This window comes from Advenella kashmirensis WT001 (assembly GCF_000219915.2).
Classification (GTDB): domain Bacteria; phylum Pseudomonadota; class Gammaproteobacteria; order Burkholderiales; family Burkholderiaceae_B; genus Advenella; species Advenella kashmirensis.
This window is the reverse complement of record NC_017964.1, coordinates 4,325,744-4,342,801: the sequence shown is the minus strand read 5'-3', so window position 1 is coordinate 4,342,801 and position 17,058 is coordinate 4,325,744. Positions and strand designations below refer to the sequence as shown.

The following is a 17,058-nucleotide window of genomic DNA, read 5'->3' as shown; positions in this document are numbered from 1 at the left end:
TAATGGCGTGACCAGCCAACGCGGATCCACGCCAATCACGTCCTGCTATCGAATCCTGCTACCCGTTAATATCAACGCAGCCAGTTCGGGATCAGGCCGCTGCTACAGCAGCAGTAACAGGCGCGTCCACCGGATGCACGGTTCTGGCGGTCAGCACCAGGCGATTCCAGCCATTGATTGCGACGGTCGCCAGGGTATAGCCGGCAATCTGCGCCTCGGTAAAAAATTGCCGCATGGCGTTGTAATCCTCATCGGGGGCACCGGTTTGTGAAACAAGCGTAATGGCTTCGGCCCAGGCAATGACCGCAAGTTCCCTCGCGCTGAATACCTGTGCTTCACGCCAGACGCAAAGCAGATCCAGTTGTTGTGCATTCAAGCCATCGGCGCGAGCTTCCTGCAAATGCATATTCACGCAGAATGTACAGCCATTGATCTGGGAAGCACGAATCTTGATCAAATGAATGAGGGATTTTTCCAGATCTGGATTCTGCATGACAGCCTCTTCCAGGGCGCGCATGGCTTTGTAGACGGCAGGAGCGGTTTTGGGAAAATCGTAGCGGGCTTGCATAGTGAACTCCGAAAATATGTATGACGGTTGACAGTATGGCGGTTGAGATACACCGGTCCGGCAAACAGGGAGACCGGCCGTCCGGCCGTTTAATCTATATATGGCTTATTTAGCGAGCACGGCTTGCTGCCTGTGCCGTTGCCTGCTGTTCATGCCAAATGAAAACCATGGACGCATAATAAAGCAGCAGACGGCCAGGCAAAAGAGCCAAGAGTGATGATTAACGATAGGCCATAAATGAGCCTGGGCAACATCGCATGCTCAACTGCACGACAGCAGACGCTTATATTTAATTCTGTCCTGCATTGCCCTGCACCACCAATAGTTCGCACGCCAACCTATAACAACGGCAGGATGCGTTCACCCAACTGTCGAGCCATATCGCGCGAGACGACATTGGTAAAACTTATCAACAGGCCATGCGTGACAGGCGGCTTCAGATACCATGAGGAAAGACCATGCGCAAACATGCCCTGCTCGCACATTCTGCGTGCAATCGCCACGTCATCCATACCCGCGCCTCCCGGGGACGCAAAATCAGGTGCATGCCGCCTGGCTGCAGCTCCACATGCAACCGCTCTCCCAATACGTCCATCAAGCCTGCAGCCACCGCTACACGGCGCTCTGCATACAAGCGGCGCATCCGCTGAATATGGCGACTGAAATGGCCTTCTTTCATAAAGGCAGTCACAATCGCCTGCACTAATGCCGGTGCCCCACTGCCATGTATCTGGACAGCATCGTCGAACCGCGTCACCAGTCCTTGAGGAACAACACAGTAGGCCAGACGAAGGCCAGGAAACATGACCTTGCTGAATGTGCCGGAATAAATCACCCTGCCCTCGCCGTCCAGGCTTTTAAGCGCGGGCAATGGACGCCCCAGATAACGATATTCACCGTCGTAATCATCTTCGACAATCCACGCGTTGCTGTGTGCAGCCCAATCCAGCAATGCCAGGCGCCGCGCCAGCGACAGCGACACACTCAACGGACTCTGATGCGCGGGCGTAACGATCGCCAGCCGGGCATCCGCTGCACGCTCTTTACCCTGCTCAACGCAGATACCCTCGTCATCTACAGATACCGGAACCAGCGCCATTCCCATGCTTGCGAGCATATCTTTGGTCGGCCCGTAGCCAGGATCTTCCACCCACGCCTTGTCACCAGCCGCCAGCAACGTGCGCGACACCAGTTCAATGGTGTCTCGATAACCTGATGTAATAAATACCTGTTGCGGAACGCAATTAATGCCACGCGACACCCGTAAATATCCGGCAATGGCCTCGCGCAATATCGTCACGCCGGCAAGGGGCGGATAAACATATCCTGGATCTGAGTACTGCGCGCACAACGGGCAGCCAGACGTGCCAGATTTTGCGTGGGAACGCATCCAGTGCGGGCAGTCCCATCTGAAACGGCGCAACCGGCTGAGTTTGCGGCAAGGCAGGTATTGACGCAGAAGCAGGTTCGACCGGCAATGGCGTCCCACCGATATGCTCCAGTCCGGGCATGACCACCGTTCCGGCCTGCCCTCGCGCCTGTACGTAACCTTCTGAAGCCAGCAAACTATAGGCCGACTCAATCGTGCCGCGCGCCAGGCCCAGCTCCTTAGCCAGCGCACGCGCTGCGGGAATTCGCTGACCCGGCGATATCAAACCGTCAGTGATGGCATTACGCAGGCGCAGATAAATCTGCTGATACAAAGGCATGCCGGCCTGGGGATCCAGAGACGATAAACCATAGCGCTGTGTCTGATTCATGGACTAGTCCGTATCTTGGTTCTTGGCTCTTCAGATTATGGCATAACGGCATTACCATTTTTCCTTGAAGAGCGATCACATTTGAAAAGGAAACCGTAGATGACACAAGCAGCCCGACGCGCTGGCGCTACCGGTGAGCCCAATGGCAACGAAATACCGGAAAAATCAGATACCATCATATTGGCGCACCTGGAAAATGAAACCCAGATCCGCACCGCCTTTGCGGTCATGCAACAATTACGTCCGCACCTGACAAGCGCGGACGATATGCTTGAACGTGTGCGGCGCATGCAGCAAACTGCTGGCTATCGCATGCTTGCCATGTGGAATAACACAGACGTGATTGCAATCGCTGGCTATCGCCTGCAGGAAAATCTCATCTACGGACCGTTTCTGTATGTCGACGATCTGATTACACTGGATACAGCCAGAGGCCAGCGCTGCGGCGCAAAGCTACTGAAAGCGCTGCAAACCATAGGCATGGATGCCGGGTGTGCACGCCTTATACTGGATACCGGCCTGGCCAACTCGCTGGCACAGCGCTTTTATTTTCGCCAAGGCCTGCTGAGCACCGGTCTGCATTTTGGCATGACGCTACCGGCGATCAACTAATGCCTGCGGGAAATAGGCAATATGACATGAAATCTTAGATTCGATGAATCACAACTGTAATAACCAGTATTAGTATTAATCATTATCTCTGTTGCAACCGGACAGATAAGCATTGAACACGGAACACCAATGAAATTATTGCATTTGACATTCAGTCCACGTGGTGAAGAATCGGAAAGCACCCGACTGTCCCAGGCGATTGTGGATCGGCTCTGCAGCCAACACTCAATAAGTAGTATCGTCAGGCGCGACTGGCGCTTGCACGCCTCCTCTGCCATTGATGCAGACTATGCCAATGCATTGGCCAATGCCGCCCGCAACTACGCTGATACGCTGTCGTATGAAGGATCGCTGGAGCAATCAGAAAGGCTGATATGCGAACTTGAAGAAGCAGACATGGTTGTCATTGGCACGCCAATGCACAATTTCACCGTACCCGCCTCGCTCAAGACCTGGATAGATCTTGTCGTGCGTGTCAATCGCAGTTTCAATATCACGCCGGCAGGCAAAGTGGGTACGCTGGACAGCAAACCCGTTTATATCGCGATTGCATCCGGTGGTTTTTTCGGCAGCGAACACAGTCGCCAACCCGATTTTCTGACGCCTTATCTGAAAGCCATTCTGGCAACGATTGGATTACATGATCTGCGCTTTTTTTCGGCTCAAGGAATGGCGCTGGATGGTGATACGGTGAAGGCCGGCAGGCTGGCTGCGGTAAATCGTGTGACGGAGAATGTGTTTATGTCCGCGCTGTAGCAGACCTTCATATTGAATTTTATGATGATGGTGCGCTGTGGATGCCGGACACTAGCGGTATGCTGCAAAGTGATTCCGGCGCCGTCCTTACTCGCCCCCCTGCGCCACGGGAGCCTTTGCGGCAGAGTCAAATAGCTCATGGTTGATGGGAGAACGCAACCTGTCATTATTCAGTAGTTTAAGCAGCAATTCGACCGTTTCCTTCTCAACAATAATCTTATTCTTGACGATCTGCAGCTCCCATTTTTCGGTATTATTAACCTCAATCAGCTTCTGCATATAGTCGGGTTGCTTGTAGTACCCAGATTTGCGGATGGATGAGAGTTTTCTCAGATGGTGCAGATTTGAACCAACGAACTCCTTGATGATCTCCACATTGTCAAAGATATTTAGTTTCTCGAAGTCAGCCAGCACCTCAGCGCCGTTTGCTTTCATCCCTTCTCGAAAATTCATGGCGCTTTCAAATTGCCTTTTGTTGGCAATGAAAGTAATGCCTTCGTAAACAAAGAAATCGTATTGCGGATCGATCAGGAATACTTCCTTGTCTTCGAGATCTACCAGTTTGTGGTCCTGAAAAAACGTCGCATTCTTTGACTTCACTTTCTTTGGTTGCGTGTCAGCATTAATTTTCCGCCAAGTGAAAAATCGCTTTCCGTCTTTCTCGAACAATACGATGTAGGCCCAGGAATTGAGCAGTTCTTCGTAGTTCTTGGCATGTGGGTTGTTAAAGTCATCGTTAATCATCGCGGCGACCTTCACAAAGTCGGTAGTTTCTGTCGCTATAGTGAACAGCACGTCGTCGCCATCCGCATTGTTGAAGTCGTACGCCGAGACATGGAACTCCTTGTCTTGCAATTGCACCTTCAGATATCCTCGGAAACGCTGCTGCAGTTTCACGTCGATATTAACGCGAAGCACTGCATAACTTGCCTCCTTCTGAACGATCTTTCTTTTGACTAACCAAAAGGTTACTGACCACTTGCTAAAGTCGAAAGATTTTATCTCTGCTAGTTGTCTTTTGGCCTTATTACTGCTCATCCTGTTCCCCCGACTGTTTGGGCTCTGGTTGTGCGGCGATGTAAAGATAGTGCGAAAGACGCTCCAATCGACATGAGTCCCCCGCGCTGATCGGCGCCCGCGTGATCACCATGGCCTGGGTTTCTTTCTCGCCCCGTTTAAATGTGCAATCGATCAGCATGTATCCGGCTATCGCAAGAATTGGATTAATAAACACAGTCTGCGTACGATAAGCCATGATGAACAAAATACTCAGGAGAATGGCAAGGCTAAGCACGGTTTGCCAATCTCCCAGGTCGATACGCATGAACGTCAACATATAGGGAATCGTATACCCAAACATATCACCGGACCTGTTCGCCGCCTTGGTAATGACAACCGGAAGTCCTCCATCGATTTCCTTCACGGCCCTGAGTGTAATCACACTACTGCCCACTGCTATCAAGAGGAAGATGCCGCTAAGGACCGGAGATCGGAAAAATATTGGGCTGTGAAGATCAATATCCTTGATGACTAAGATAATCAACAAAGGTGAATATGCGCTCAGGAACAACAATAACGACACCAGCGGGCGTAGCCTCAGAGATGGATCACTCATCGCAGCACTCGTTTCACGTTGGGCCACATCTTTTCCAAAACCCGCAAATCACACCGAGCAGCAAGCATTTCGAACAGTGAATGACGCGATACGTCACGCTCAACCTGCCCCGTAAGCCACCGAGCAAAAAACGGGTTTTGATAACGTGTCAAATGGTGTTCCAAGTTCGTTTCTCCGTATGCTCAAGCCGACCAATACAGACGCTTGAGCAGCACAATCTGTTTAGTATGGCATGCGTCACATCGTAAAGCTCAATCAGTGCCCGGGCGACCTGATCCAACGTCTACATCCCAGAACAGGAGAAGTCTGATCAGCGTCCTATTGAGCATCTTTGGCAAATTCAGCTGTGCTGACGCAGAGCCCGCGATACCTTTCCCATGATCGGAGCTCGGCGGCAACACCTGGGCCTTGCCACCCATTACTGGCAGTACGCCTGCTACCTTGCAGAAGCGTCCCATCTTGGGAACACTTCATCACTTCCCAATACAGAAATTCGAAAATATTTCACCCAGCAAATCATCGCTGGAAAACTGGCCGGTAATACTCCACAGCGACTCATGTGCAAGTCGCAACTCTTCGGCGAAAAGGTCCAGCACGCGATCGTTTTGCGCAGCATGTTCCTTGGCATTAAGCAGGTGTTGTGCGGCTTTTTGCAATGCTTCCAGATGCCGTTCGCGGGCAAGCCACGGTGATTCGGCACCCGGGTTCCAGCCCGCAATCTGCAACAGTTTGCTGCGCAGTACATCCAGGCCGGTTTCGTGAACGGCAGAGATCAGAATGCGCGAAACCTCATGTGTGCTGGCTGTATTGCCGTTTGCCGCGGGTCGCGCAATCAACGCCTTGAGCGCGGTCTCATCAAGCAGATCAATTTTGTTGAATACTTCCAGCACCGGCGTACGTTGCGGCAGCTGCGTGTAATACCAGCATCCAGCTCGTCGTTTGGCGTACGTGCATCCTGCAAGTGAATAATCACATTTGCCTTGGCAATTTCCGCCCAGCTGCGCGCGATGCCGATACTTTCCACGGTGTCGTCCGTGTCTCGCAGGCCGGCCGTATCCACGATATGGATGGGCACGCCTTCGATGTGAATCTGCTGCGTGACTTTATCACGCGTGGTGCCGGCAATCGGAGTGACAATTGCAATATCATCGCCTGCCAATGCATTAAGCAGACTGGATTTACCTACGTTCGGCTGACCGGCCAGCACAACGTGCAAGCCTTCGCGAAGAATCATGCCCTGACGTGCCTGACGCACCAGTTCTGCCATATCGCCAATCAGGCCACCCAGTGTTTCGCGCGCCTGGTATTTTTCCAGAAATTCGATTTCTTCTTCAGGAAAGTCCAGCGTGGCCTCCACTAACATGCGCAAATGAATGATTTGATCCGCCAGATTGTTCACCTGCGCGGAAAAGGAACCACTCAACGAAGCCATGGCGCTACGTGCTGCTGCCTCCGAGGAAGCGTCGATCAAGTCAGCTACGGCTTCGGCCTGCGCCAGATCCAGGCGGTTATTCAGAAAGGCGCGCTGAGTGAATTCACCGGGCTCGGCGTGGCGCATGCGCGATGGCGCGCCCACTTGCAGACAACGATCGAGTATTCTTTTCAATACTGCCGGGCCGCCGTGGCCCTGCAATTCCAGCACATCTTCGCCGGTATATGAATGCGGCGCCCGAAAATAGAGTACGATGCCTTCATCAATAGGCTCGCCTTTGCTATCGCAAAATGGCAGATAATAGGCATGGCGCGCCGCCAGTTCCCGGCCAAACAACTGCGATATCAGCGCGGTCAGATCGGGTCCCGAAATACGGATGACGCCTATACCGCCGCGCCCCGGCGCGGTTGCAATAGCAGCAATAGGATCGTTGGCAGGAGCAGACATAGGCGAAACATCAGTGAAGTTAGCCTATTATATCGGTTATTTCCGGGGCTTATCCTGAAATTTGAGCGCAAGGAACAGCTGTCCCGGCGAAGAAACAATGCGCTGAAAAATACCATCCAGTCCTCCCGCTACAATCAGGTTGCTTTCGCGACTGAAACAGGTTTATGACGGTGAACCGTAGACTTTTTTGCAAATAGTGATAGAATTAAATCTCAGCCACTTGCCCGCACACTGTGCGGGCATTTTTTTCGCCTGTCGCTAGTTCATAGCTTGTGGCAGGCTACAGCATCACTCGTACGCTGTTTTGGCCATCACTGCAGTACGGATTCTGCGTGGCCCGAATGTCGGCACCGCAGAATGCCAACCGCGCCGTTTCTCATAAGTGCGAATCCTGCAGCGGCAAATCCACTCTTAAAAGACCCTCCATTCAATGGGCCCGCCCCTTTTCTTTCCTTTTTTTGATACGTTTTGACACTATAGGACCAATCCACGCCTGCATATATCCCGGCCCAGCGCCGGGGCTTCAATTTTTACTTGGCAAACAACTGGCTCATATCCCTGAATGCCTTGAATTCCAGTGCGTTACCACAGGGGTCAAACAGAAACATGGTGGCCTGCTCGCCAACCTGGCCTTTGAAGCGAATGCCTGGTTCGATCACAAACTTGGTATTACGCGCCTTCAGACGCTCTGCCAGGGTTTCCCACTGATCCCATTCAAGCACGACGCCAAAGTGCGGCACCGGCACGTTATGGCCGTCTACGGCATTGGTATGCGCCTGTTGCTGGCTCGCCGTTTGCGGATGTTCATGAATCACCAATTGGTGGCCGTAAAAATCAAAATCTACCCACTGCTCGCTGGAACGCCCTTCGGACAGGCCGAACACGTCGCCATAAAAATTGCGGGCAGCTGTCAGGTCATAGACGGGGATGGCTAAATGGAAAGGTGACAGGCTCATTGGTTTTCCTGGTTAATACAAGTGAATTGGGTTCAGTACTATCGCTGCTGGCAACATTTATTGCAAATGCCATACGCTTTGGGGAGTACCGGCACATTTGGCTCGGTAATCAATATTTTTATTGTAGTACTGGCATTAAAAAAATAAAATCAATATATATTTGTAATATACACAAATATTATTTATATATTGAGAGCGCAATGATCCGGGAACTCAAAACATTTATTGCGGTATCCCGCGAAGGCACGTTTGCGGCAGCCGCTCAGAAAATAGGCTTGACGCAGGCAGCAGTAAGCGCCCAGATGCAGCGCCTGGAAGGTGAGTTGGGATTTACGCTGTTTGACCGACAAGGGCGGTCGGCGAAAATCAATGCAAAAGGGGCGCAGTTGCTTTTGCAGGCACAGGAATTGATCAATCTATACAGCAACCTGGGTGCCACGCCTGTCGCTAGCGCCAAGACCATGCATATCAATGTGGGCGCCATCGCAACGCTGCAGCGAACAATGTTGCCGGATGCGCTTGCAGACTTTCACAAAACCTGCCCGGGTAGCCATACCCGCATCATTCCCGGTGTATCCATGGACATGGTGAACCTGGTGGATGCAGGTGACGTAGACCTGGCGGCCATTATCCGTCCCCCTTTTCAGTTGCAGGGCGAACTTCAATGGCAAACACTGGCGCGCGAGCCCTTCAGGCTTATCGTTCCTTCACGTGTCACTGATAGCGATTGGGCCCAATTGCTCTCGGAGCAGCCGTTTATCCGCTACGATCGTGCTTCTTTCGGCGGACGGCTGGTTGATCGTTTCCTGCGGCAAATGCATGTCGGAGTACATGAAATTTGCGAATGTGATGAACTTGAAACAATCGTCAGGCTCGTGGCTAACGGTGCTGGTGTCGCCCTGTTTCCGCAAACGGCCGCTTTCGTGCGCTGGCCTGCTCGGGTTCGCGCCATTGACTTAGGCGTCCATACTTTCTATCGCGAGACAGGATTGCTTCATCGACAGGAACAAGGTCTGGCCGAACCGGTACGTCAGCTTATTCAATTTATCATGAAGCGTTCACAAAGCCAGCAACTCACGGGTGCGTCCCGGCCCACGCCAAGCTCATCAATGTGACTGGCCATGGAACTATCCCTGGACTATGCCATTACGCCACACCAATAGCATCATCACTACCCGACAGATCACAATAATTAAAAGAACTATGAAGCATAGCTCTTCATTGGATGTACTCACTGATCATATTCACTGACCCAGACGGATCTGGTTTTGAACCGTCTTGTTCATGGCATGTAAACGACGTTATGTCATGAGTCTTATATAAGACTTTTAAATATAAACAGTTTTCCTTCGCATTTTTTCATTTGAAAACGTACAATGAACGCTTAAAATATGTCAATTATCTTCGGAATATAATGCAGCGCTATTTAGCCGGGTTTCTGTTCGCACTTGCTGGTGCTTTGCTGGCGAACTGGCTGCATCTGCCTCTGCCATGGATGATCGGGCCGTTGCTTGTCACTGCGATAAGCAAGTTGCGCGGTGCACGCACACAGTCGCATGTCGCCTTCCGCAGCATGGGCCAATGGGTAATCGGTACCTCCCTGGGCCTGTATTTCACCGAAGAAGTGCTGCACATTGTGCTGGATAACACAGTTGCCATTGTGCTGGGCATGTTGTTCGCCCTGTTTCTGGGTAGCGCCGGCGCGCTTGTCCTGCGCCGCTGGGCCGATGTGGATTTCAAAACCGCCTGGTTCGCTTCGGCTATCGGCGGCGCCAGCGAAATGGCCAACCTTGCCGAACGCAATAATGCGCGAATAGACCGGGTAGCTTCGGCCCACAGCCTGCGTGTATTGCTTGTCGTGGTGACCATTCCCTTTGTGTATAAGTTTCTTGGGCTGCATGGCCTGACTGTGAATACAACAGCAGCAATTGCATTTTCCTACAGCGGCTTTTTTCAAATGATCGCCATTACCTGCGCATTTGGTTTTGCGTTCGGCAAGCTGCGCATTCCCAATCCCTGGGTGCTTGGTCCATTGTTCATCATGACAGTGCTGACAAGCAATCATATTGAGCTGTCCGTCATTCCCCCGGAAGTCCAGCACGCTGGGCAGATGTTCATCGGCTGGTCGCTTGGTGACAAATTCGGACCGGATTTCTTCAGGCGGGCGCCACGATACCTGGGTGTGGTGGCGCTGGTCTGCGTCGGCTCCCTGTGTCTGGCACTGGTTTTTTGCGCCCTGCTGACACTGATTTCCAATATTCCGCTGGCAACACTGTATCTGGCAAACAGCCCGGGGGGCATTGCAGAAATGACCATTACGGCAAAGGTACTGCAACTGGGCCCGCCGGTTGTCACGGCCTTCCATGTATCACGAATGGTATTTGTTCTCCTCGTTACCGGCCCGCTATATCGGTTACTTTCAAAAAAATATCAACTCACATGAAAAACCGCGCTCCCGTACAGCAAGATATTGCCGTCAAATTAATACCATTCATCGTCGGCTGCGCATTATTCATGCAAATGCTCGACGCAACTGTGGTGGCGACTGCCCTTCCGATGATGGCCGTGTCGCTGCAGTCCACCCCGGTTCGTATGAACGTAGCCATTACCTCCTATTTGCTGGCGGTGGCGGTGTTTGTGCCGATCTGCGGCTGGGCTGCCGACCGGTTCGGGGCAAAACGCCTGTTTCTCTTTGCCATCAGCCTGTTTGCACTAACGTCGCTGACCTGCGCGTTGTCGTGGGATCTGACTTCCCTGACGGTGTCCAGATTCATTCAGGGTATTGCAGGTGCAATGATGGTACCGGTAGGCCGTATCATCATGCTGCGGACGATACCGCGTAACCAGATACTGAAAGCGACCTCTTTTCTCTCCATCCCCGCCCTGCTCGGTCCGATTCTGGGCCCGCCCCTGGGCGGCTTTCTTGTGACCTATGCCTCCTGGCACTGGATATTTCTTATCAATATTCCAATTGCTATTGTCGGCATTGCACTTGTACTCAGATACGTGCTTGAGTATCGCAGCGAGAAAAAACCCCGGCTGGACTGGCTCGGCTTCCTGCTCAGCGGCGTGGGTATGGCAACGTTTGTAATCGGCATTGAAGCCATCGGCAACCATACGCATGGCTATCTGTATCCGCTGTTGTTGCTGACCACCGGGTTGGTATGCACGTTTCTCTATATACGCCATGCCAGGCGCCACCCGGAACCCATTATCGATCTGTCGCTTCTGAAAATCCCCACCTTTTCGGCTGCAGTGATTGGCGGCAATATGACGCGCCTGTCGGTTGGCGCCATGCCCTTTCTGCTCACCCTTCTGCTGCAGGTCGGTTTTGGCTACTCGGCGCTGGCCAGTGGGATGATCACTTTTTCGATGGCCATAGGGGCGCTGATGATGAAATTCATTGCGACAGCGGTATTCGGACGGTGGGGGTTTCGCAAGGTGCTTCTGATCAATGGCACGCTTACCGGGTTAATGACAATCACAAATGCATTTTTCATTGAAAGTACGCCCGTTCTGCTTATGGGGACAGTGCTTTTGATAGGTGGTTTTTTCCGCTCATTGCAGTTCACCGGTGTAAACAGTCTGGCCTTTGCTGACATTGAGCCGGAACAGATGAGCCAGGCAAGCTCGTTTTCAGCCACTGCACAACAGATTGGCATCAGTCTGGGCATGGGTATTGCCACTGTTACGCTGGACCTGAGCATGCAATTGCGAGGGGCCAGCCAGGTTTCAATCGGCGATATCCATAACGGGTTCTGGGTAATCGGGCTGCTGTCCATTGTCGCCGCCTACTGGTTTTATAAACTGGATCCCAAGGCCGGTGAAGGAATTACCGTACACAAGGAACGAAAGAACCGGGTCAGGTTCAGACGCCGGCGCAAACCGGCCACGGTATCGGATCGCCAATCACAAACGAAACCAGCACAGAGCAACAATATAAAGTCGTAGACGCAGTAGACAAGCGCACGGGAACAATTGCCAAATGTTGACCCACTCAATTGGTCCCCGGCCCGCCAGTTCGCTTTTTCCTCATCTTTCCAACTGATCAACCCGTTTATTCATTCAGGGAACAGGCTTGGCAAACATGTGGCTATGTTCATAATATTTCAATTGAAATATTATGAACAACATGGAGCGGCGCTCCAGCACCCCAGTTGCTCTTTGGCCACATATCCTGCGTCGTCAAAGGCCAAATGCATCAAAGCACAGCAGAACCCGGTACAAGGCGGATACACTGTTGGCAAACTTGGCAATCCGAGATACCAAGCTCAGTGAGCCAAACCTTTTATGCTAAACCACACTGTCCATTCCAAAGTACGCTATCAACAGCCCGGTGTCGTCCCTTATGAACAGCATTCTTTCATTGTCCAGACCTTTCTTTCTTTGCGTGCTCGCCTGCCTGCTGGCAGGCTGCTCCCTGCCTTCCCTGGACGGTCGAACAAGCAGCAAGGCGCTGAGCCAAGCACAGGCCAGCAACACCACTTTGGGCCAGGCGATATTGCCCCTGGTTGTGGCGCATCCGGGCAAAAGCGGTATTTATGCACTGGCCGACGCCCAGGAGGCCTTTGCCGCACGCACTCTGCTGGCGCGCGCCGCACAAAAAACACTGGATATTCAATATTACATCTGGCATGACGACATCACAGGAACCCTGCTTCTTGAAGAATTGCGCACAGCGGCCAACAGAGGCGTTCGGGTCCGCCTGCTGCTAGATGATAATGGTACCGCTGGTCTGGATGACGAGCTTGCTGCGCTTAACAACCATCCTAATATTGAAATTCGGCTGTTCAATCCATTTATCGTACGCTGGCCCAAATCCATAGGCTTCGTTACCGATTTTATGCGCGCAAATCGTCGCATGCACAACAAATCGTTTACCGCGGACAACCAGGCAACGATTATTGGTGGCCGCAATGTGGGTGACGAGTACTTCGGGGCGGGTGAAGCCGTTTTGTTTGCTGATCTGGATGTTCTGGCTATCGGCAAGGCGGCCAGCGATGTGTCAGTTGATTTCGATCGTTATTGGGAAAGCAAGTCATCTTATCCCGTGAACCTGATCTTGCCAAAGGTTGATGCCACGATCCTGCCACAGCTCAAAGCCAGGGCCGAGAGCTTGATACGGTCCCCCGCTGCTGCCCAATATACGCAAGCGATCAGAACCTCGCCATTTATCTCGAAAATGCTCAAGGGTAATCTTAATTTCGAATGGGCCGATGTTCGGATGGTCAGCGACGATCCTGCCAAAGGCCTGGGCAAGGCAACGTCAGACAGCTTGCTGATCCATCAACTGGCTGATATTCTCGGACGCCCCACCGGTAATGTTGACTTGATATCCCCGTATTTTGTACCTACCGCCGCCGGCGTCGAGGTGTTTACAAAAATGGCGCACAACGGCGTGAAGTTGCGGGTTTTGACCAATTCACTGGATGCCACGGACGTTGCTGCCGTCCATGCAGGTTACGCCAAACGCCGTAAAGATCTCCTGGCCGCAGGTGTCGAGCTCTACGAGTTGCGGCGTGTGTCGACCAACGACAAACGCAATGAAAGCGCGGGACCTTTTGGCAGTTCCGGATCCAGCCTTCATGCAAAAACATTTGCTGTTGATCATAAACGCGTATTTGTCGGCTCGTTCAATTTCGATCCCCGGTCAACCCATTTGAATACAGAAATGGGATTTGTCATCGAGAGCCCCAACCTTGCATTGCAGATCGAACAGTATTTTGATAACGAGATCATCAAAGCATCTTACGAAGTTCGGCTGTCTGAAGCGGGAAATGTGTATTGGCTCGAACACCGTAGCGGCAATCTGATCCGCTACGATTCGGAACCCGAAACGGGCCTGCTCAAACGCGCCGTCGTCTGGTTTCTATCACTATTGCCTATTGAGTGGCTGCTGTAATAGTGAAAACTTATGAGTGTTTATGACTCGTAGCGGTCATATATTTGACGGGTCGGATCTTCTGTGTCGGGTCATGGGTTTTGTAATGGTTTTTGTAATGGTTTTTGTCGCCATACCCCAAAGTCTGTCCAAAGGGCGTCGCCCCGACCCGTTCATTACTTAACGCCCGGGCCGGACAATTTACTTGATGGCTGCGGCAATTTTCCTGGCAAGTTCCGCGATCTCGTCCATGTCCCCTTTTACACGACCGTGACGTTCCACTTTTTCCCCTATGTATCGGGGAACAAGATGAAAATGCACATGGTAAACGGTTTGACCCGCAATTTCGTTATTGAACTGCGACAGGATAAAGCCATCCGCTTTGGTTACTTCCAGCAGCGCTGGCGCGATTTTTTTTGCCGTAGCAACACATGCCTGGGCACCCTCTACGGACAAATCCAGTAGCGTTTCAGCCTCTTCCTTGGTCAGAATAAGCAAGTGTCCCCGCGTTTGCGGCATGATGTCCATCATTGCATAGGTCTTCTCGTCTTCATATATTTTGAACGACGGTGCCTCTGCCCGGAGAATTTTCGCGAAATATTCTGACTATCGTAGGCCATCTTTGCTCCTCTATCGCCTGATTGAAAACGGATGCGGTCCCGTCAACTGGGGCCTGGATATTGCTGCGTCGCGGCACAATTTGCGACCGCGCCAGACTATCTCGAATTATAAGCAGGAATTGTGAACAACGTGATTGAAGCTATTGGGAAAATGCAATTAGTGTCTACAACGATAGAAACGTCTTATTCACGAAGTTCCTGTTAATGACCAAAGAGTGTGGAATATGCCGTGGCCGGACCGAAAGAGCTCCGAAAAACAACGATAAAAACGAGGTATTACGCTCTCCCTGAGAGGTGTCAGATCCTTTTATTCGGAAAATTTACTACATCCTTACCTGTTCTCCCGTGCAGTGCAGCGCTAGTTTCGTTGCATACCCTCTTTTTAAGCAAACTGCGCTGGTTCTTCCGCAAATAGCGCTCTGCATGCGCCTATCCGGCGTGCTATTGCCTGCATTTTTTGAAGGATTATCAACATAACCAACGGCAAAAATATGCAGATGCCCTGCCCTGCTACGGCCATAGGACCAGCAGTGAGCGTATCTGGTTACCGCTGAGGTCAGCAGACTCCCAATGTCGGCCGTCCCTTAAATCAGTCTTTCCGTACTCATCTTTTTCAAAATCCGGTCCTGTTCGCCCGTTCCTTGCCCCTCCCGTAACAACGCAAATCGCTTTCGGAGATCCTAACCTCCGCCAATATTTCCGCGATAACTACGCCTGCGACGGTTCTGCCCTACCCCGATCTCCAGGGCAGAATTTCCTATCCATGCCACGTTGGTCGGCACAATGGCATATAGAAACCAGATAAAAGGCGTCCAAATCCGTGTTTTTGTTCGATTTTGGCCTGTGGATAAGCTCTGGGAGCGATATTGTGAATAACTTCTGTATCAAAACTTGATAAATAGCGGGAAACTGCGAGGTGACAAAGTTGTTCATTTTTATACACCGGACAAAAGCCCGGTATTCACCAAGCAAATTTCCCGCTAAGTCCATGAATATTGGCGTAAATTCATTCGTTTCAACATATCCACAGAGTATCTATCTCTTAATCTTTTATATATTCAAACAGATTAATAACTAGAGGTGCTTAAGCACCGAAAGTGCCTGTTCCAGGGTTTGCTGTTTTTTTGCAAAACAGAAACGAACCAGCTTATGATTTGATTCAATATCATCAGGATTACGGTAAAAAGCAGACACTGGAATGACAGTCACTTTCTTTTCCTGGGTTAACCACTTTGCAAAAGCAAGTTCCTTGTCCTGCGAAATTTCTGAATAATCTGCCAATAGGAAAAACGTTCCCTGACTACGTATTGGTTTAAATCGAGTGTTTTTCAGACCTTCATAGAGAAAATCGTGCTTTTCCTGGTAAAAAGCGGGCAAATTAAGATAAGTAGACGGGTCTGCTGTGTAAATGCCCAACGCTACCTGCATGGGAGAACTCACTGTAAACACCATGAACTGATGTACTTTTCGTAATTCAGCAGTCAAGCTCGCTGGCGCGCAGCAATACCCTATTTTCCAGCCGGTCGTGTGATAGGTTTTCCCAAATGAAGAGATATGAAAAGTCCGAGCAGCCAGAGCGGGACGCGTACTGAGACTTAGAAACGGTTTTCCATCAAAAACGATGTGTTCATAGACCTCGTCTGCCAGCAAAAGCACGTTTGTGTCAGCAATTATGGTTTCCAGTGCATCCAGATCGCAGTCAGCCAGGGTGATTCCCGTAGGATTGTGGGGAAAATTCAATATTATTAATCTGGTTTTGGAGGTGATCGCCTCCCCTACCCTGTCCCAATCCACTGAATAACTGCTTTGCCCCCCTTTCGGAGCCACCAGCGGTACAAAAACAGGGACTCCGCCAGCAAGACGGATTGCGGGTACGTAAGAGTCGTAGCTTGGTTCCAGCACAATAACTTCATCTCCGGAATTAACCACAGCGAGAATTGCTGCCATTAGCGCTTCGGTTGCACCACTTGTAACGGTCACTTCGGTGTTTTCGTCATATTGGTGGCCATAGAGTGTTGCGACCTTTTTTGCGATGTTGCTGCGCAACTGCTGGTCACCAGGCATATAGGGGTATTGATTGTGGCCGGTTTTCATTGCCTGGGTAACCAGATCAATGAGTTTTGGGTCTGGATCGAAGTCCGGAAAGCCTTGACCAAGGTTTGTTGCCTTAAAATCGGCCGCCATTTTGGTCATAACGGTAAAAATTGTGGTTCCAACAGCGGGAAGTTTTGATGAAATGCTTGTATTCACTTTTTGCGTCTCTTACTGTATTAATTTTATCAACAGGGCTATAATTCTTATTATGCCTGAATGTTGATGATCTTATACACAAACAATACCTATATATTCACAGCATATTCACCGTGTTATCAACATACTTATCCACAATTGTTCCACGTGGAACAATTTAG

Annotated in this window: 12 protein-coding genes and 2 pseudogenes; 6 read left to right on the top strand and 8 right to left on the bottom strand. The window is 51.1% G+C overall.

Annotated elements, in window-relative coordinates:
* Positions 1 to 91: 91 nt before the first annotated feature.
* Positions 92 to 568, bottom strand: coding sequence for a carboxymuconolactone decarboxylase family protein (locus tag TKWG_RS20455; RefSeq protein ID WP_014752687.1), 477 nt, complete (start codon positions 566 to 568; stop codon positions 92 to 94).
* 338 nt (positions 569 to 906) lie between these two features.
* A pseudogene (gene pdxR / locus TKWG_RS27445) lies at positions 907 to 2,328 on the bottom strand (MocR-like pyridoxine biosynthesis transcription factor PdxR).
* Between the two features lie 99 nt (positions 2,329 to 2,427).
* Here pdxR and TKWG_RS20445 point away from each other — a divergent pair.
* Together TKWG_RS20445 and TKWG_RS20440 are read left to right on the top strand one after the other, a co-directional pair.
* A complete protein-coding gene (locus TKWG_RS20445; protein WP_014752685.1) occupies positions 2,428 to 2,940 on the top strand; it encodes a GNAT family N-acetyltransferase in 513 nt (170 codons plus the stop codon).
* A gap of 129 nt (positions 2,941 to 3,069) precedes the next feature.
* A complete protein-coding gene (locus tag TKWG_RS20440; RefSeq protein WP_014752684.1) occupies positions 3,070 to 3,696 on the top strand; it encodes an FMN-dependent NADH-azoreductase in 627 nt (208 codons plus the stop codon).
* 87 nt (positions 3,697 to 3,783) lie between these two features.
* Here TKWG_RS20440 and TKWG_RS20435 read toward each other — a convergent pair whose 3' ends face one another.
* From TKWG_RS20435 to TKWG_RS20420, 4 genes and pseudogenes are all read right to left on the bottom strand, one after another.
* The gene (locus TKWG_RS20435; RefSeq protein ID WP_014752683.1) at positions 3,784 to 4,734 is read right to left on the bottom strand and encodes a DUF4868 domain-containing protein; all 951 of its coding nucleotides are present in this window, start codon (positions 4,732 to 4,734) and stop codon (positions 3,784 to 3,786) included.
* The gene (locus TKWG_RS23775) at positions 4,724 to 5,311 is read right to left on the bottom strand and encodes a hypothetical protein (protein WP_041710518.1); all 588 of its coding nucleotides are present in this window, start codon (positions 5,309 to 5,311) and stop codon (positions 4,724 to 4,726) included. Before TKWG_RS23775 ends, TKWG_RS20435 begins: the two co-directional genes overlap by 11 nt.
* A 473-nt stretch (positions 5,312 to 5,784) precedes the next feature.
* A pseudogene (mnmE, locus tag TKWG_RS20425) lies at positions 5,785 to 7,190 on the bottom strand (tRNA uridine-5-carboxymethylaminomethyl(34) synthesis GTPase MnmE).
* A 530-nt stretch (positions 7,191 to 7,720) separates the two neighbouring features.
* Entirely contained in the window at positions 7,721 to 8,146 is a 426-nt protein-coding gene (locus TKWG_RS20420; protein ID WP_014752681.1) for a VOC family protein, read from the bottom strand.
* Between the two features lie 200 nt (positions 8,147 to 8,346).
* On the opposite strand from TKWG_RS20420, the gene TKWG_RS20415 reads away from it, so the two are divergent.
* From TKWG_RS20415 to TKWG_RS20400, 4 genes are all read left to right on the top strand, one after another.
* Entirely contained in the window at positions 8,347 to 9,261 is a 915-nt protein-coding gene (locus tag TKWG_RS20415; protein WP_050981744.1) for a LysR family transcriptional regulator, read from the top strand.
* Between the two features lie 299 nt (positions 9,262 to 9,560).
* Positions 9,561 to 10,589 (top strand): AbrB family transcriptional regulator, encoded by a 1,029-nt coding sequence (locus TKWG_RS20410; protein WP_014752679.1) that lies wholly within the window; start codon positions 9,561 to 9,563, stop codon positions 10,587 to 10,589.
* Positions 10,586 to 12,097, top strand: a complete 1,512-nt coding sequence (locus tag TKWG_RS20405; RefSeq protein WP_014752678.1) for a DHA2 family efflux MFS transporter permease subunit — start codon at positions 10,586 to 10,588, stop codon at positions 12,095 to 12,097. The genes TKWG_RS20410 and TKWG_RS20405 overlap by 4 nt, the downstream gene beginning before the upstream one ends.
* Before the next feature lie 397 nt (positions 12,098 to 12,494).
* The gene (locus tag TKWG_RS20400; protein ID WP_014752677.1) at positions 12,495 to 14,048 is read left to right on the top strand and encodes a phospholipase D family protein; all 1,554 of its coding nucleotides are present in this window, start codon (positions 12,495 to 12,497) and stop codon (positions 14,046 to 14,048) included.
* A gap of 180 nt (positions 14,049 to 14,228) precedes the next feature.
* Here the strand turns inward: TKWG_RS20400 and TKWG_RS20395 are convergent, their stop codons facing one another.
* Together TKWG_RS20395 and TKWG_RS20385 are read right to left on the bottom strand one after the other, a co-directional pair.
* Positions 14,229 to 14,585, bottom strand: a complete 357-nt coding sequence (locus tag TKWG_RS20395) for an HIT family protein (RefSeq protein WP_238534451.1) — start codon at positions 14,583 to 14,585, stop codon at positions 14,229 to 14,231.
* Positions 14,586 to 15,721: 1,136 nt separating this feature from the next.
* Entirely contained in the window at positions 15,722 to 16,897 is a 1,176-nt protein-coding gene (locus tag TKWG_RS20385; RefSeq protein WP_081489366.1) for a methionine aminotransferase, read from the bottom strand.
* Between the last annotated feature and the right edge of the window lie 161 nt (positions 16,898 to 17,058).

Excerpts from the sequence above, each read along its gene's own strand:
- TKWG_RS20455 (WP_014752687.1), bottom strand. The coding sequence starts at position 568 with ATGCAAGCCCGCTACGATTTTCCCAAAACCGCTCCTGCCGTCTACAAA.
- TKWG_RS20445 (WP_014752685.1), top strand. The coding sequence starts at position 2,428 with ATGACACAAGCAGCCCGACGCGCTGGCGCTACCGGTGAGCCCAATGGC.
- TKWG_RS20440 (WP_014752684.1), top strand. The coding sequence starts at position 3,070 with ATGAAATTATTGCATTTGACATTCAGTCCACGTGGTGAAGAATCGGAA.
- TKWG_RS20435 (WP_014752683.1), bottom strand. The coding sequence starts at position 4,734 with ATGAGCAGTAATAAGGCCAAAAGACAACTAGCAGAGATAAAATCTTTC.
- TKWG_RS23775 (WP_041710518.1), bottom strand. The coding sequence starts at position 5,311 with ATGAGTGATCCATCTCTGAGGCTACGCCCGCTGGTGTCGTTATTGTTG.
- TKWG_RS20420 (WP_014752681.1), bottom strand. The coding sequence starts at position 8,146 with ATGAGCCTGTCACCTTTCCATTTAGCCATCCCCGTCTATGACCTGACA.
- TKWG_RS20415 (WP_050981744.1), top strand. The coding sequence starts at position 8,347 with ATGATCCGGGAACTCAAAACATTTATTGCGGTATCCCGCGAAGGCACG.
- TKWG_RS20410 (WP_014752679.1), top strand. The coding sequence starts at position 9,561 with ATGCAGCGCTATTTAGCCGGGTTTCTGTTCGCACTTGCTGGTGCTTTG.
- TKWG_RS20405 (WP_014752678.1), top strand. The coding sequence starts at position 10,586 with ATGAAAAACCGCGCTCCCGTACAGCAAGATATTGCCGTCAAATTAATA.
- TKWG_RS20400 (WP_014752677.1), top strand. The coding sequence starts at position 12,495 with ATGAACAGCATTCTTTCATTGTCCAGACCTTTCTTTCTTTGCGTGCTC.